The sequence below is a fragment of the Aquabacterium sp. genome (assembly GCF_004297345.1).
Classification (GTDB): Bacteria; Pseudomonadota; Gammaproteobacteria; order Burkholderiales; family Burkholderiaceae_C; genus Aquabacterium.
Window position 1 is genome coordinate 1 of record NZ_SCTN01000184.1, and the last position, 14,921, is coordinate 14,921.

General features: G+C 62.5%; 12 protein-coding genes. 3 read left to right on the forward strand and 9 right to left on the reverse strand.

Features of this window, described 5'->3' with window-relative positions; translation table 11 throughout:
• Window positions 1–96: 96 nt before the first annotated feature.
• From msrP to EPO09_RS06255, 4 genes are all read right to left on the reverse strand, one after another.
• Window positions 97–1,116 (reverse strand): protein-methionine-sulfoxide reductase catalytic subunit MsrP, encoded by a 1,020-nt coding sequence (gene msrP, locus EPO09_RS06240; protein ID WP_290641268.1) that lies wholly within the window; start codon window positions 1,114–1,116, stop codon window positions 97–99.
• Window positions 1,117–1,219: 103 nt separating this feature from the next.
• Window positions 1,220–1,852 carry a PEP-CTERM sorting domain-containing protein gene (locus EPO09_RS06245; protein WP_290641270.1) on the reverse strand — a complete coding sequence of 211 codons (633 nt, stop codon included), beginning with the start codon at window positions 1,850–1,852 and terminating at the stop codon, window positions 1,220–1,222.
• A gap of 169 nt (window positions 1,853–2,021) precedes the next feature.
• On the reverse strand, window positions 2,022–3,095 hold the full coding sequence (gene pstS, locus EPO09_RS06250) for a phosphate ABC transporter substrate-binding protein PstS (protein WP_290641272.1): 1,074 nt from the start codon (window positions 3,093–3,095) through the stop codon (window positions 2,022–2,024).
• Between the two features lie 183 nt (window positions 3,096–3,278).
• Complete coding sequence (locus EPO09_RS06255; protein ID WP_290641274.1) at window positions 3,279–5,942, reverse strand: DNA topoisomerase III; 2,664 nt, start codon at window positions 5,940–5,942, stop codon at window positions 3,279–3,281.
• A 114-nt stretch (window positions 5,943–6,056) separates the two neighbouring features.
• Here EPO09_RS06255 and EPO09_RS06260 point away from each other — a divergent pair, with 114 nt between their 5' ends.
• From EPO09_RS06260 to EPO09_RS06270, 3 genes are read left to right on the forward strand one after another with little or no spacing between them, the layout of a single operon-like run.
• On the forward strand, window positions 6,057–6,575 hold the full coding sequence (locus EPO09_RS06260; RefSeq protein ID WP_290641276.1) for an SET domain-containing protein-lysine N-methyltransferase: 519 nt from the start codon (window positions 6,057–6,059) through the stop codon (window positions 6,573–6,575).
• Window positions 6,524–7,504 (forward strand): biotin--[acetyl-CoA-carboxylase] ligase, encoded by a 981-nt coding sequence (locus tag EPO09_RS06265; RefSeq protein WP_290641278.1) that lies wholly within the window; start codon window positions 6,524–6,526, stop codon window positions 7,502–7,504. Before EPO09_RS06260 ends, EPO09_RS06265 begins: the two co-directional genes overlap by 52 nt.
• A 50-nt stretch (window positions 7,505–7,554) precedes the next feature.
• The gene (locus EPO09_RS06270) at window positions 7,555–8,388 is read left to right on the forward strand and encodes a hypothetical protein (RefSeq protein ID WP_290641280.1); all 834 of its coding nucleotides are present in this window, start codon (window positions 7,555–7,557) and stop codon (window positions 8,386–8,388) included.
• Here the strand turns inward: EPO09_RS06270 and EPO09_RS06275 are convergent.
• From EPO09_RS06275 to EPO09_RS06295, 5 genes are all read right to left on the reverse strand, one after another.
• On the reverse strand, window positions 8,369–10,168 hold the full coding sequence (locus tag EPO09_RS06275; protein ID WP_290641282.1) for a S8 family serine peptidase: 1,800 nt from the start codon (window positions 10,166–10,168) through the stop codon (window positions 8,369–8,371). The two genes, EPO09_RS06270 and EPO09_RS06275, sit on opposite strands and share 20 nt — an antisense overlap.
• Window positions 10,169–10,361: 193 nt before the next feature.
• The gene (gap, locus tag EPO09_RS06280) at window positions 10,362–11,360 is read right to left on the reverse strand and encodes a type I glyceraldehyde-3-phosphate dehydrogenase (RefSeq protein ID WP_290641284.1); all 999 of its coding nucleotides are present in this window, start codon (window positions 11,358–11,360) and stop codon (window positions 10,362–10,364) included.
• A 76-nt stretch (window positions 11,361–11,436) separates the two neighbouring features.
• On the reverse strand, window positions 11,437–13,482 hold the full coding sequence (gene tkt / locus EPO09_RS06285) for a transketolase (protein WP_290641286.1): 2,046 nt from the start codon (window positions 13,480–13,482) through the stop codon (window positions 11,437–11,439).
• Window positions 13,483–13,563: 81 nt separating this feature from the next.
• Window positions 13,564–14,310, reverse strand: a complete 747-nt coding sequence (locus EPO09_RS06290) for a hypothetical protein (protein ID WP_290641288.1) — start codon at window positions 14,308–14,310, stop codon at window positions 13,564–13,566.
• A 75-nt stretch (window positions 14,311–14,385) separates the two neighbouring features.
• The coding region (locus EPO09_RS06295; RefSeq protein ID WP_290641290.1) for a pilin at window positions 14,386–14,921 on the reverse strand (536 nt) is incomplete at its 5' end.

Sequence of the window (14,921 nt, forward strand, 5' to 3'; positions counted from 1 at the left end):
CCACAAAAGGCACGGTACACAGCAGCCACAAGAGCGGCTTCACCCACGGTTTCAAAAGCAGCTGGTTGAGCTGCTGGTTCACAGACTTCGCTTGCATCAGCAGTACTTCTTCAAATCCATACCGGCATAGAGTTGCCCCACCTGGGCCTCATAACCATTGAACATCATGGTGGATTTGCGCGGCGCAAAGAAGCCGCCATCGCCAATCCGGCGCTCCGAGGCCTGACTCCATCGCGGGTGATCCACCTTCGGGTTCACGTTCGAGTAGAAACCGTACTCGCCCGGATTGGCCTTGGTCCAGGAGGATACCGGCTCGCGCTCGACCAGTCGGATCTTCACGATGGATTTGGCGCTCTTGAAGCCATATTTCCAGGGCACGACCAGGCGCAGCGGCGCACCGTTCTGATTGGGCAGGATCTCGCCATAGAGACCGAAGGCCATCATGGTCAGCGGGTGCATGGCCTCGTCGATGCGCAGGCCTTCCACGTAGGGCCAATCCAGCACGCCTGTACGCACACCGGGCATCTGTTTGGCATCGGCCAGACTGACAAACTCCACGTATTTGGCCCGGCTCGTGGGCTCGGCGCGCTGAATCAGCGTGGACAGCGAGTAGCCCACCCACGGAATCACCATGGACCAGCCTTCCACACAACGCAGCCGGTAGATGCGCTCTTCCATGGCGCCCAGCTTGAGCAAATCATCCAGGCCCAGCTTGAGTGGCTTGCCCACCTCGCCTTCGATGCTCAGCGCCCACGGGCGGGGCTTGAGCGTGTGGGCATGCTCGGCCGGGTCGGCTTTGTCCGTACCGAACTCGTAGAAGTTGTTGTAGCTGGTCACGTCCTCATAGGGCGTGAGCTTGTCCATTGTGAAAGCCCCTGGCACCTTGCTGGGCACGCCTGGCAGGGCGGCCAGCTTGCCAGGGCGCTTGACGGTCACGCCGCCTTGGGCATGCCCCTGCCCTGCCAGCAACAGGGCGGCGCCACCCGCAGCGCCCGCCTGCAGCAGTTGCCGCCGCGCCAGGTACACCGGCTGCGGGGTGATGTCACTGGCAACAGGATGCTGCATGCCACTGTCAGGATGCAGGATGCTGCGCGATGTTCGAAGAAGGATGGTCATGCTGGTCAAGCTCCACGGCCAAGAAAAACGGTGCCTGCAACCTTCGTCGCAGACACCGCCGTGAACCTTACACCGTCATGCACGCATGCGGCGCAAAGCGCGCTCAAACCCCTGTTCGCGACACGCGAACGAAGCCAATCCCAAGCAACCCCAGCGCCATGAGCGCGTAACTGGCGGGCTCCGGCACAGCACGCACCATCATGAAATTGGGCGCATCCAGCACGCTGCCACCGCTCATATTGGCGTACTTTGTCCAGTCATTCGACACGCTCGGCAACGACGCCAGCCAGCGCACCTCGGCCGTGCTGGAAGCATGCCCCGCAATCAGATCGTCGCTCACGCTGACCAGGCGCGTATCAGGCCCCGAGTTCACCCAGCCCAGGTAATCGTGATGGGCATCTGCGCTGCCCGCAGCCACGGCGTTGAAATAGAAATCGATGCCCGGCACATTGGCCTTGATGCTGCTGTCCAGCGTGTAGAGGTCCCGCCCATTGCTCGGATTGGACACATAACCCGCATCCAGCAGCAAGGTTCTGAACTCGGAGGTCGTGGCCATGCGGTAGCCGGCCAGTTCACCAGCCGACTGAGTCTGAAATCCGTACCAGGCCAGATTGGCGCCGGTATCGATCAACGGCTTTTGCACCGAGGCATCACCTTGAATGACTTCGGCCATGACGGAGGTCGCACAAGCAGCCCCCATCACGAACGCCACAAAACAGGACAGAACAGGACGCATGCTTCCTCCGAATCGGTGTGTTGTGCGAGCAAACCGGATCAGGAGAGCCTCACGCTACGCCCGATCCAATTTCACTGGATGGAAACAGGCTAACCAATACCGCCCATTTACCCCCTCGGGAAACCACTCAGGCCATCGAGCAGGATGTAAGGGAATGCGAACCCACCGCTCAAGGTGTAGCGAAGCGCGGCACCTGCCCGGCTGGCCCATGGATCTGCAGCAAACGACCTGACAGACGGGCCTGCACGCGTTCGGGCAGTGGTGCGAACCCGGTGCCACGGGTCAACTCGTCGCCATGCATGAAACACCAGTACACAAATCTGGCCACCCAGTCGGTGGCGTTCATGTCTTTGGGCGCAGCATCCAGCAACACATAGCTGGTAGCTGTCAAAGGCCAGGCATCAGCACGTGGCTGGCTCAGCAAACCGGCGCCATCGTCACCCTTTTTGTACAGATCAGACGCGAGGATGGCCGCCCTGAAGGCTTCTTCAGAAGCCGCCACAACGAAGCCGCCGGAGGTACGCAGCTTCACGCTGCTCAGCCGGTCCTTTTGCACGCGATCAAACGACACATAGCTCAGACCGCCTGCCGTCTCTTTGAGCAGGGCTGCCACGCCGTCGTTGCCCTTGGCGGCGAGTGTCGAGCCAGGCCAGGCCGGTTTTTGAGATGCCGGTACCGCCGTTGCGAAACGGGCGGAAGACATGCCCAGATAACGCGTCCACACCTCGGTCGAGCCGGAGGCATCGTCACGCACGATGCGGGTGATGGCCTGGGCGGGCAGGCGCAAGCCCGGGTTGAGCGCGGCAATGCGCGGGTCATCCCACTGCTGGATCTGCCCTTGCATGATGTCGGCCAGCACCTCGCCGCTGAGCACCAGCTGATTGGGGCCAATGCCTTGCACATTGACCACCGGCACCAGCCCGCCAACGAGCATGGGGATCTGCACCAGCTTGTGCTCGGCCAGTTGCTGAGGCGTCAGCGGGTTGTCCGTGCCGCCGAGCTGCACCGAACGCGCCTTGATCTGCTTGATGCCATCGCCCGAACCCGTGGGCACGTAGCGCACGGTGACGCCGGGGTTCATCTCTGCAAAGCGCTTTGTCCAACGCTCGTAGACATGCGAGGGAAAACTGGCGCCTGCGCCTTTGATCTGCACCTCAGCCTGAGCTGATACCGCGGCCATACCGGCACCGGCCAGCACCAGCATAGACACCCAACGCTTGAACCCAACACGACCAGACAGCATCGCCAACAACTCAAAAGCCCATGAAACAGGACGCGAAGATACACCACCCCGGGTCAACCCTGAGCCGTTCGGATCAAGCCGAAACGGAAAAAGGGCCGGTTGCCCGGCCCCTTACAGCTTGCTTACAACGATGACAGCGCGCTGTTTGAAGCGCCTGCGGACCGCCGAAAATCAATCAAACCATCAAGCTGCTTTCTTGGCTGCGGTCTTCGAAGCCGTCTTGGAGGCGGCCTTCTTGGCAGCCGGAGCGCGTGGCGCCCGAGGCTCGAACTCGAAGCCCACCTTGCCGGCCTTGGCATCCCAGCTCAAGAAGGCCTTGAACTTGCGACGCGTCTTGTTGGACACGAAGTTCTCCAGCAGATCCGTCTTGCCGGTTTCCAGCAGCTTGACGAGCTGGTCCGGCATGATGGGTTGCTGCAGGATGATCTTGCCGCTCTTGAAGTCGCACTTGGCCTTGGAGCTGCCCGTGGTGTGCTCGCACACGTAGTTGCTGCCGTGTTCGTACACGTGGCCGCCACACTTGGGGCAGGCGCCCAGGCTGGTCTGCGCGCTGAAGTCCACGGCCTCGCCGGATTCGTCGTCCTTCTTGGCGTCTTCGCCGAAGTCGAACTCCATCTTCCAGTTGGCGGCCTCTTCATCACGCACCAGCTTGAGCTCGGCCGTGAAGGGCCAACCCGCCTTGGAGCGGAAACCCTCCAGTGGCCCGATTTTGTGGTCGCGCATCAACTGCTCGACCTCAGGCAACTCGAAACTGCGGCCAGCCGGAATCTTGGTCATGCTGAAGCCACAACCCGCGCCGTCATCGCTGCCGCTCTTGCCCACGCAGGTGAAGCGGCGGTAGTTTTCCTTGACCACGCCGCCGCAATTGGGGCAAGGCGTTTGCAAGGTGGCGTAATCACCAGGGATGGTGTCGCGGTCGTATTCCTTGGCCTTTTGCACGATGCGCTGCGTCATGGCGGCGATCTCGGCCATGAAGGCTTCGCGACTCAGGCGGCCCTTTTCCATCTCCGAGAGTTGGAACTCCCAGTTGCCGGTCAGCTCGGGCTTGGTCAGGTCTTCCACACCCAGGCCGCGCAACAGCGTGGTCAGCTGGAAGGCCTTGGCCGTGGGGATCAGCTCACGGCCTTCGCGGTACATGTACTTTTCAGTGATCAGGCCTTCGATGATGGCCGCGCGGGTAGCTGGCGTGCCCAAGCCCTTTTCGGTCATCGCGGCCTTGAGCTCTTCGTCGTCGATCAGCTTGCCCGCGCCTTCCATGGCGCTCAGCAGCGTCGCTTCCGAGTAGCGTGCCGGCGGCTTGGTCTTCAGCGCATTGACGGCCACGTCTTCCGTGGTCACGGCCTCGCCGGGCTTGACAGCCACCAGCGTGCGCTCATCGCCCTCTTCCGAGGCTTCCTTGCCATACACGGCCATCCAGCCCGGCTTGACCAGCACTTTGCCGTTGGTCTGGAAGCAATGCTCCTTGCCAGCAGCGGGCACCTTGGTGATGCGGGTGGTGACCATGAACTCGGCGGCCGGGTAGAACACGGCGATGAAGCGCTTGACGACCATGTCGTACAGCTTGGCCTCGGCCTCGGTCAGGCTCTTGGGCGCCTGCATCGTGGGGATGATGGCAAAGTGATCCGACACCTTGGCGTTGTCGAACACGCGCTTGTTGGGCTTCACATAACCATCGTTGACCGCCTTGCGGGCATGCTGCGACAACTCGCGCAGCGGCCCGGGCATGTCCTCATCGGCGATCATGCCCATGGTGTCCTTGACCACGCCCAGGTAGTCCTCGGGCAGCGCGCGCGAATCGGTACGCGGGTAGGTCAGGGCCTTGTGCTTTTCATACAGGGCCTGCGCCAGGCCCAGCGTGGTCTTGGCACTGAAGCCGAAGCGCGAGTTGGCCTCGCGCTGCAGCGTGGTCAGGTCATACAGCAGCGGGCTGGACTGGTTGCTGGGCTTGGCCTCTTCCGTGACCGTGCCCTGCTTGCCTTCCACGGCATCGGCAATGGCCTGTGCCTCGGCGGCGGACCAAACGCGATCTGCCTTCTGCTCGGCTTCGGCCGAACCTTCCGCCGCGTTCTTGTCCTTCTTGAACGTGGGATCGAACCACTTGCCTTCATAAGCCCCGGCATCCACGCCGAAGCTGGCCTTGATTTCCCAGTAATCGCGGTAAACGTGCTTGCGGATCTTTTCTTCGCGTTCCACCACGATGGACAGCGTCGGGGTCTGCACCCGGCCGACCGTGGTCAAGAAGAAACCGCCATCGCGCGAGTTGAACGCCGTCATGGCGCGCGTGCCGTTGATGCCCACCAGCCAGTCGGCTTCGGAGCGGCAACGTGCGGCGCTGGCCAGCGGTGTCATCTGCTCATCGGTGCGCAGGGCGTCGAAGCCGTCGCGGATGGCGGCAGGCGTCATGCTCTGCAGCCACAGGCGCTTGACTTCCTTGCCCAGGCCCTTGGCGCGCGTGGTGGCCGTGCTGTCGGCCGCGTACTGCGCAATCAGGCGGAAGATCAGTTCACCTTCGCGCCCCGCGTCACATGCGTTGATCAGGGTGGTGACATCCTTGCGCTTGATGAGCTTGACCAGGGCATTGAGGCGCCCCTTGCTCTTGTCGATCGGGTTGAGATCGAAATGCGGCGGGATGACCGGCAGGTTGGCGAAGCTCCACTTGCCCCGCTTGACATCGAATTCGTCGGGCGCCTTGATTTCGACCAGATGGCCGACGGCGGAGCTGACCACATAGTGTTCGCTCTCGAAGTATTCATCGTGTTTGTCAAATTTGCCGTCCACCGGCGTCAATGCGCGCACGATGTCTTGGGCAACCGACGGTTTTTCTGCAATGACCAGGGCTTTGCTCATGGGCGTCTTTATATCTCTTCTTACAATCGGGCTTCTCGCGCGCACGCACGCACACATACGTGTGCACACACGCGGGCACGCGCGCCCACCAATTCAATGTACCCAATCTGGCCGATGACGCAAGCCGCAAAAAAAACCAAGCCTGCCGCCCGGACGGCTCACGCCCCCGCTGAAGCGCCCTCTTCCGGCCGCCGCACCCAGGTGCGCGAGTCGGCCATCCACGGCAAGGGCGTCTATGCCATCCGCCCTCTCAAGGCCGGCGACACGGTGCTGGAGTACCGTGGCGAGATCATCACCTGGCAGGAGGCGCTGGATCGCCACCCGCACGATCCGTCACAACCGAATCACACCTTTTACTTCCACTTGGACGACGGCCACGTCATCGACGGCAAGTACCAGGGCAACTCCGCCAAGTGGATCAACCACTCCTGCGACCCCAATCTGGAGGCCGAACAGGACGGCGATCGGGTATTTCTGAAGGCTTTGCGCGACATCGCCGTGGGTGAAGAGTTGTTCTTTGACTACGGTTTGATCATCGATGCACGCATGACGGCCAAGCTCAAGAAGGAATACGCCTGCTGGTGCGGCTCCCCGAAGTGCCGCGGCACCATGCTGGCGTCACGCCGTCGCTGAACGCCGGCCCAGGCCACAACAAGGTGTCTGAAACGCACACACAGGCTGCCGACGGCATCGAGTTGAGCGCCGTGCTGGCTGATCTCAACGCCGCAGCTGAACGCATCTGGGAAGCGGCCTCGCCCGCCTGCCCGGATCTGAGCCTGGAAGTCCTGCCCGAGATCGGCTCGACCAATACCGAGCTGATGGCACGCGGCCGCCGTGGCGAAACCAGCCCTACCGTGCTCACAGCGTGCCGCCAGACCGCCGGCAGAGGCCGTCAGGGCCGCACCTGGCTGGCCTCGCCGGGCGATACCCTGACCTTCTCTCTGGGCCTGCCCATGCGGCTTGATGAGATCCCGGGCGGGGGCAGCGCCCTGTCGCTGGCGGTGGGCATCGCTGTGGCCCTGGCGCTTGAAGCCGGCCTGCAGGCACTGCCCGACCAGGCCCACGCCCCCGCCATCGGTCTGAAATGGCCCAATGACCTGTGGCTCAAGGGCCGCAAACTGGGCGGCATCCTGATCGAAGCCACACCAGCCCCGGGTCTGAGCGATGGGCAGCGATGGGTGGTCATCGGCGTCGGCCTGAATGTGCGGCCAGGCCAGGCCCCCAGTGAGGCCACATCGCTGAGTTCAGCGCTCAAGACCGCCCCCAGCTTGACGGTCGGTCAGATCTGGTCCTGGATCGCACCGGCGCTGCTGGCCAAGGTGCGTGCATTTGAAGCCACCGGCTTTGCACCGTTGCAAGCCGCCTACACTCAGCGCGATGTGCTGGCGGGGCACGCAGTCAGCCTATGGGCCACGCCGGGCCAGGTCCCAGTCGATGGCCACGCCCCCAGCGATACCGGCATGGCGCAGGGCGTGAGCGAAACCGGCGCGCTGCTCGTGCATACTGACAAGGGCCTGCAAGCCTGGACCACAGGCGAAGTCAGCGTGCGGCTGCAAAGCTGACGCCCCCACGCCACCACTCAACCCAATCCTCAAACCAGCCAAACCGACCCATGCTGCGTTCCCTGGTGCTGATCCTGTTGATTGTCAACGCCGCCTTCTTCGCGTGGAGCAAGGGCTGGCTCAATCAGGTCGTAGGCGTGCAGCCTGATGCGCAGCACGAACCGCAGCGCATAGGGCAGCAAATCCATGCCGACAAAATCGTCGTGCTGATGCCCGGGTTGGCCAAGGCAGACAAGGCCGTGCGCAAGACCAGCGCAGCGCCGGCAGACGCCATGGGCGGCGCCTCAACGGCCAATGCGGAGGCAAGCAGCGCCGCTTCTGCGCCATCGCCTGCAGCATCGAGCGCGTCGATCTCGCCGCCACCTCAGGCCCCGGCTACCCCGAGCGTGGCCAAGGCGTCCCCCGGCACCGCGTCGGACAGCAAAGACACCAAGTGTGTGGAAGCCGGCCCCTTCAACGCCAGTGAATACGCCAGCCTGGAAGCCAATCTCAAGCCCATCCTGCCCGCAGGCAGTTGGGGGAGCCGCACCGTTGCCATCCAGGGCATGTGGCTCGTCTACATGGGCCCCTATGCCGACGCCGACATGCTGGAGCGCAAGCAAGCTGAACTGCGCCGCATCAAAGGGCTGAGTTTCGAAGAGGTGCGCACGCCTGCCCATCTGGCACTGGGCATCTCGCTGGGGCGCTTCAACAAGCAGGAAGATGCCGATGCGGGCTTGAACGCCATGCGCAATCGTGGCATCCGCACCGCCCGCATCGTCACCGTGCGCCCGCCCATGGAAGTGCAGGTGCTGCGTGTACCTCGTGCCAGTGTTGGCACGCAAGTCACGCTGGCCAGCATGAAACTGCCACAGGGCAAGGGATTCAGCGCCTGCCGCCCCTGAGCGGGCCTCTCCTCAAGCCGGTCCCGATGGCGATGAAGGCCAGGGCAAGCAGGTCCAGCGCACTCAAGGCACCGCCTCCGCCAGATGAATTCGAATCGGCACAGGCGCTGGCGCCGCCCTCTCGGGTCGGGCTGAAATAACAAGCACTTTGCCCGGTAGTGCTGACCGTGGCCGTCCCGCCTTGCGCAGCGTGCTCAATGGCCCAGTTCACGGCGAGCTCGGCGTCCAGCATCCCGGCACCACAGGTATCGACGGAACAAGCACAGTTGCCTTGCTCACCGACACCCGGTACGCAAGCCTGAAAACCCAGACTCGACGCTGACGGGAAGGACGCTGACTTGCGCGACAAACCCCAAAGCAGATCATCCACCGTCAAGCTCGGATCAGCGGCCAGCATCAATGCCGCCACCCCCGCAGCCATGGGTGCGGCCATACTTGTGCCGACCTGGGCGCGCAGTTCGAAATAGCTGGACGGTGAGCTCACCCCCGTGTTCGTCAGGGTGACCACCCCCGGGTCCGTCAGCACATTGTCACCATAGGCGTTGCGGTAGACATCGCCAGACGCCACGGCCAGACCAAAAGACTGCACGCTGTCCACCTGCATCAGGTTGGCATAGCTGGCCTTGTAACCACTCTGATTGAGCCCCGTCACCGCCAGCACACCAGCACAGTTGGCGGGCCGTGTCGCCCCCCACTGCCCCAGCCCCGTTGAGGCATCGCCATTGCCTGCCGAGGCCACCAGAAGAACACCCTGGCTCTTGAGCGTGGCAATCGTCTGGCGGTAGAGCCAGGCGGCATCATGCACGCCATTACCCAGATCGGCGCACGAGCCGTCACCGCCGTAGCTCAGGTTGATGACGCGGGCCGGATGCAGGTTGCGCGCAGGAGCGCCGTGATAGTCCACGCCAGCAGCCCACAGCATGCCCTCGATGATGTCGCTGACCATGGCGCCACATAAGCCGCCCACGCGCACAGGCAAGACCACAGGCCCAGGCAAAGGCGCCAGTGCGCCGGCGCCATCCAATGCATTGCCTGTCGTGGCCCCCAGCATGGCCGCCACACTCAGCCCATGCCAGGCCTCCGATTTGCTACATCCATTGGGTAACACGGTACCCAGGCCTGGGTCGCTCGGATCCGGGTCAACACCATCACCATCACCCGAGTACGTCGGTTCTGACACGAAGTCATACCCAGGCAACAGACGACCGTCCAGATCCGGGGCTGTCAGAATCCCCGAATCCAGCACCGCCACCACAACAGGCGACAAGGCTCGATTGGCCAGGGCCGACCAGGCTGGAGGGAAGTTCGCCACGGCCACGCGCCCAGCCGCCAGATCACGCGACTGCAACCAGGTCTGGCTGTCATAGCCTGGGTCATCCAGGCTGACCGACGCTGGGCGGATCATCTCGTTGACGATCACCCATTCGACGTCAGGATCCCTGCGCAGGCGAGCAGCCTCCGCTTCAGCCAGCTCGATAGGAACAGGGTGACCGTTGTGGATCACGTGCGCAGCAAAAGCCGTGGCCTTGCGCTGCAAAAAACTGACACGCTGGCGCTGCGCCGCCGCAGACAAGCGCAAACGCAACTCTTGCTCACTGTTGCCAGTCACGGCTGCCGCCTGCAAACGCACCAGCGACCTGCCAGACACCGCCGCGTCCTGCCCCTTGAGCTTGACGATCAGCCCCATCGCTTGCCTCGGAGGCGGCGTAGTGGTGGCCAAGGCCCCCTCCGCGCTCAGCCACAAGAGCGGTACCAACAACAGCGCGAGCAACTTCCTCATCGGGTGTGACGTCCGGCTACAGCCATGATCCAAAAGGAACGCAAATTATCCATGGCAGGCTGAACAGCCCAAGCCCCACGCACCGGATGTTCACAATTGCGCACAAAAAAGATGCACCCCGATAAAAGCAAAAGGCCTCCGAAGAGGCCTTTTGTCACCAAGTGAAAGTGTTGCCCGATTTACTTGGCGATACTTACTTGGCGATGACGCGCACCATTTCGAGCACCTTGTTCGAGTAGCCCCACTCGTTGTCGTACCAGGACACGACCTTCACGAAGGTGCTGTCCAGGGCCAGACCGGCTTCGGCATCGAACACCGAAGTGCAGCTCTCGCCACGGAAGTCGGTGGCAACAACCTTGTCTTCGGTGTAGCCCAGCACGCCCTTCATGGCGCCTTCCGAAGCGGCCTTCATGGCCTTGCAGATGTCGTCGTACGAAGCTTCCTTGTTCAGCTCGACGGTCAGGTCAACGACCGACACGTCAGAGGTGGGCACGCGGAAAGCCATGCCGGTCAGCTTCTTGTTCAGTTCAGGAATCACCACGCCCACGGCCTTGGCAGCGCCAGTGCTGGAAGGAATGATGTTTTCCAGGATGCCGCGGCCGCCGCGCCAGTCCTTGTTCGACGGGCCGTCAACGGTCTTCTGGGTGGCGGTGGCAGCGTGCACGGTGGTCATCAGGCCGCGCTTGATGCCGAAGGTGTCGTTCAGCACCTTGGCCACAGGAGCCAGGCAGTTCGTGGTGCACGAAGCGTTGGAGATGATGGACTGGCCAGCGTAGGTCTTGTCGTTCACGCCGTAGACGAACATCGGGGTGTCGTCCTTGGAAGGAGCCGACATGATGACCTTCTTGGCGCCAGCCTTGATGTGGGCTTCGGCGGTTTCCTTTGTCAGGAACAGGCCTGTGGACTCGACCACCACGTCGGCGCCGACTTCGTCCCACTTCAGTTCAGCGGGGTTCTTCACGGCGGTCAGACGGATGGGCTTGCCATTGACGATCAGAGTATTGCCGTCAACCGACACTTCACCCTTGAAACGGCCGTGCACCGAGTCGTACTTCAGCATGTAGGCCAGGTAGTCAGGCTCCAGCAGGTCGTTGATGCCCACGACTTCGATGTCGTTGAAGTTCTGGATGGCAGCGCGGAACACCATGCGGCCGATACGACCGAAACCGTTGATACCAATCTTGATAGCCATGATTGCTTTACCTTGAGGATGTTGAACTGAAACTAAAACCGGAACTGTGCCTGAACAAGCCAGGCCACACATTGACTTACTTCTTGAGCTGCAGCACCTTGCGGACCGTCGCCACCACGTTTTCCGTGGTGAAACCGAAGTGCTTGAACAGCACGCCAGCAGGCGCCGATTCGCCATAAGTGTCGATACCGACCACGGCTGCGCAGCCGTACTTCCACCAGCCGTCCGTCACGCCAGCCTCGACCGCGATGCGCGGCAGGTTGGCGGGCAGCACCGACTTCTTGTACTCGACCGACTGGCGATCGAACACGTTGGTGGACGGCATGGACACCACGCGCACAGGAATCGCCAGCTTGGCCAGCTCAGCCTGGGCATGCAGGGCCAGTTGCACCTCAGAACCGGTCGCGATGATCACGGCAACCGGCTTTTTCTTCAACCCCACCTCTGAGGGTTCAGCCAAAACATACGCGCCTTGCGTGATGACATCCGCATCTTGCTTGGGGGCGTAAGGCAGATTCTGACGCGACAACAGCAGCGCCGAGGGGCGGTTCTTGTTGGCCAGCGCGATGGACCAGGCGACGGCCGTTTCCGTCGTATCGGCAGGACGCCACACGTCCAGACCAGGGATCAGACGCAGGCTGGCGGCGTGCTCGACCGACTGGTGGGTCGGGCCGTCTTCGCCCAGACCGATGGAGTCGTGCGTGAACACGTGGATCACGCGCTGCTTCATCAACGCGGCCATGCGGATGGCGTTGCGGCTGTAGTCGGAGAAAGTCAGGAAGGTGCCGGCGTAGGGGATGTAGCCACCGTGCAGGGCCACACCATTCATGATCGCGGCCATGCCGAACTCGCGCACACCGTAGTTGATGTGGCGGCCAGGCTTGCCGTCGGTCGTGACCACGGCACCGTCGCCATCCACGCGGAAAGCAGGCGTGCTCTTGGTGTTGGTCAGGTTGGAGCCGGTCAAGTCGGCCGAGCCGCCCAGCATTTCAGGCACGGCAGCGGTGAAGAACTCCAAGGCGATCTGGCTGGCCTTGCGGCTGGCCACGGTCTCGGCCTTGTCGTGCGCAGAAGCCACGGCCTGCACGCAGATTTCGGCGAAATTGGCAGGCAGGTCACCGGCCATGCGGCGCGTGAACTCGGATGCCAGCTCAGGGAAGGCGGCCTTGTAGGCGGCAAAGCGCGTGTTCCACTCGTTGACCAACAGCTCGCCGTCAGCCTTGGCGTTCCAGTCGCCATAGACCTCTTCGGGGATCACGAAAGCGTCGTGCGCCCAACCCAGGTTTTCACGGGTCAGCTTGATTTCATCGCCACCCAAGGGTTCGCCGTGGGCCTTGGCGGTGTTGGCGCGGTTGGGCGAACCATGGCCGATGGCCGTCTTGCACACGATCAGCGTGGGCTTGTCGGTGCTCATCTTGGCCTTCTCGATGGCGCCGTCCACAGCGTCCACGTCGTGGCCGTCCACGGGGCCGATCACATTCCAGCCATAGGCCTCGAAACGCTTGGGCGTGTCGTCCACGAACCAGGGGGCGACCTGGCCGTCGATCGAGATGCCGTTGTCGTCGTACAGCGCGATCAGCTTGTTGAGCTTCCAGGCGCCAGCCAGGGCAGCGGCTTCGTGGCTGATGCCTTCCATCAGGCAACCGTCACCCATGAACACATAGGTCTGGTGGTTGACGATGGTGTGGCCTTCGCGGTTGAACTCGGCGGCCAGCATCTTCTCGGCCAGGGCGAAGCCCACGGCGTTGGTGATGCCTTGCCCCAGCGGGCCCGTGGTGGTTTCAACGCCAGCGGTGATGCCCACTTCGGGGTGGCCAGGCGTCTTGCTGTGCATCTGACGGAAGGCCTTCAGATCATCGATCGACAGGTCATAGCCAGAGAGATGCAGCAGCGAATAGATCAGCATCGAGGCGTGGCCGTTCGACAGCACGAAGCGGTCGCGGTCAGCCCATTGAGGCTGCGCAGGATGGTGGCGCAGATGGCGGCTCCACAACGCCACTGCCATATCGGCCATGCCCATCGGGGCGCCAGGGTGACCGGAATTGGCCTGTTGGACAGCATCCATGGCAAGGGCACGGATGGCATTGGCCATGGCTGTGATGTTCTTGGTGGAGTTGGGCATGTTGGCGGGGTTGGAGCTGAATCGAATCCCGCATTCTAAATGGGGTCCGCGGCGCATCGCGGCAGACACCCAAATCCAGCCCTATTCCAGTCGCACGAACTGCAGCACCTCAGCCGTGTGGCCATCGATCAACGCCCACCAGCCCTTGTCACGCGCCAGCACAGGCACAGCACTCAACTGCGCCGATTGCCGCCCTGACTGCGCCACGGCCCCCGCCAGCTTTCGCTGCGACGCCTCGTCCATCACCGTCAGCAAGCGATCAACAGGTTTGGCGCTGGACACAATCTCCTCACGTGACTGTGCATACGGCTGCCAATAGGCTGGGTGTGAACCAGGCATCTTGCCCTGAATCAGCCATTGGGTCCGTTCGTGACGCTCGGCCGCGCTCCGAGGCGGGCGCAAACCCATCATGCCCGGACGGCGGAACGACCACCGCCCAGCGCCCTCCGGCATACCGGCCCAATCCTTGTCCAGAATATCTGCGGCGATCACCACACGCAGCACGCCGGACTCGGCCACCATGGCCACAGGTCGGACCTCCCACATAGCATGCAAGCCGTAAGCCAAACCGGCCAACTGCACAGCCACGATCACGGCGATATCGGCCGCCAGGTGCCGGCTCGTTTTACCCGGACTACCAGCGACCAAGGTCAACAAGGGCCCCAGCACCATGTCAACGGACAGCATCAGCAGCAGCAAATCCTGCCCCCCGGCAAAAAGCCAATAAGGCATGGGGTACCAAATACCGAACACAAGCGCACCGCAACACACTGCGGTCAACACACTGCCACTCAGATGCAGCAGCGCCAACTTCAAACGTCTGGGCATGGTCATCCAAATCCGATCTACCAATGAAAATGGGACCCGAAGGCCCCATTCTCAATTCGCTGAGTTAGTCAGGAATTACTTGCACTCGGCAGGAGCGTAGCGTGGCAGCAGGGTGCCGTTTGCGGCCGCGGCGAAGGCACCTTGGCGAGCCGTGGCGTTAGCGTGAGTCGTCGACGAGCACACCCAGTCAACCGTACCGCTTGCACCAGCTGCAGGAGGGAAGATGGTAGGCGCAGCGTTGTTACCAGGGTTCAGGAAGGGAGTCAGAACCAGGGTGTTGGCAGCGGCGCCGATGGTACCCACGTTGGTGGCGTTCATGGCGATGGTGATCTGGCCATTGGTGCCATCCAGCGTGATAGCGGACACGAACTTGGACGAGGGTTGGGTCGCATTGATCTGAGCGGCATACGCGGCCACACCGTTCATGCCATCAGAAGCGTAGTTGGTCGCCACGTCGGCTTTGACTGCATTGCCCAGACCCAGACCTTCCGTGATCTTCGCGCGGACCGTGTAGTCCTGATAAGCCGGCAGCGCCACCGCAGCCAAAATACCAATAATCGCCACCACGATCATCAGTTCGATCAGGGTGAAACCCTTTTGCACTTGCTTCA

What these genes read in the sequence shown, in the direction of transcription:
- tkt (WP_290641286.1), bottom strand. Translation starts at nt 13,482, where the DNA reads ATGCCCAACTCCACCAAGAACATCACAGCCATGGCCAATGCCATCCGT.
- pstS (WP_290641272.1), bottom strand. Translation starts at nt 3,095, where the DNA reads ATGCTGTCTGGTCGTGTTGGGTTCAAGCGTTGGGTGTCTATGCTGGTG.
- EPO09_RS06290 (WP_290641288.1), bottom strand. Translation starts at nt 14,310, where the DNA reads ATGCCCAGACGTTTGAAGTTGGCGCTGCTGCATCTGAGTGGCAGTGTG.
- EPO09_RS06260 (WP_290641276.1), top strand. Translation starts at nt 6,057, where the DNA reads ATGACGCAAGCCGCAAAAAAAACCAAGCCTGCCGCCCGGACGGCTCAC.
- EPO09_RS06275 (WP_290641282.1), bottom strand. Translation starts at nt 10,168, where the DNA reads ATGAGGAAGTTGCTCGCGCTGTTGTTGGTACCGCTCTTGTGGCTGAGC.
- EPO09_RS06255 (WP_290641274.1), bottom strand. Translation starts at nt 5,942, where the DNA reads ATGAGCAAAGCCCTGGTCATTGCAGAAAAACCGTCGGTTGCCCAAGAC.
- EPO09_RS06245 (WP_290641270.1), bottom strand. Translation starts at nt 1,852, where the DNA reads ATGCGTCCTGTTCTGTCCTGTTTTGTGGCGTTCGTGATGGGGGCTGCT.
- gap (WP_290641284.1), bottom strand. Translation starts at nt 11,360, where the DNA reads ATGGCTATCAAGATTGGTATCAACGGTTTCGGTCGTATCGGCCGCATG.
- EPO09_RS06270 (WP_290641280.1), top strand. Translation starts at nt 7,555, where the DNA reads ATGCTGCGTTCCCTGGTGCTGATCCTGTTGATTGTCAACGCCGCCTTC.
- msrP (WP_290641268.1), bottom strand. Translation starts at nt 1,116, where the DNA reads ATGACCATCCTTCTTCGAACATCGCGCAGCATCCTGCATCCTGACAGT.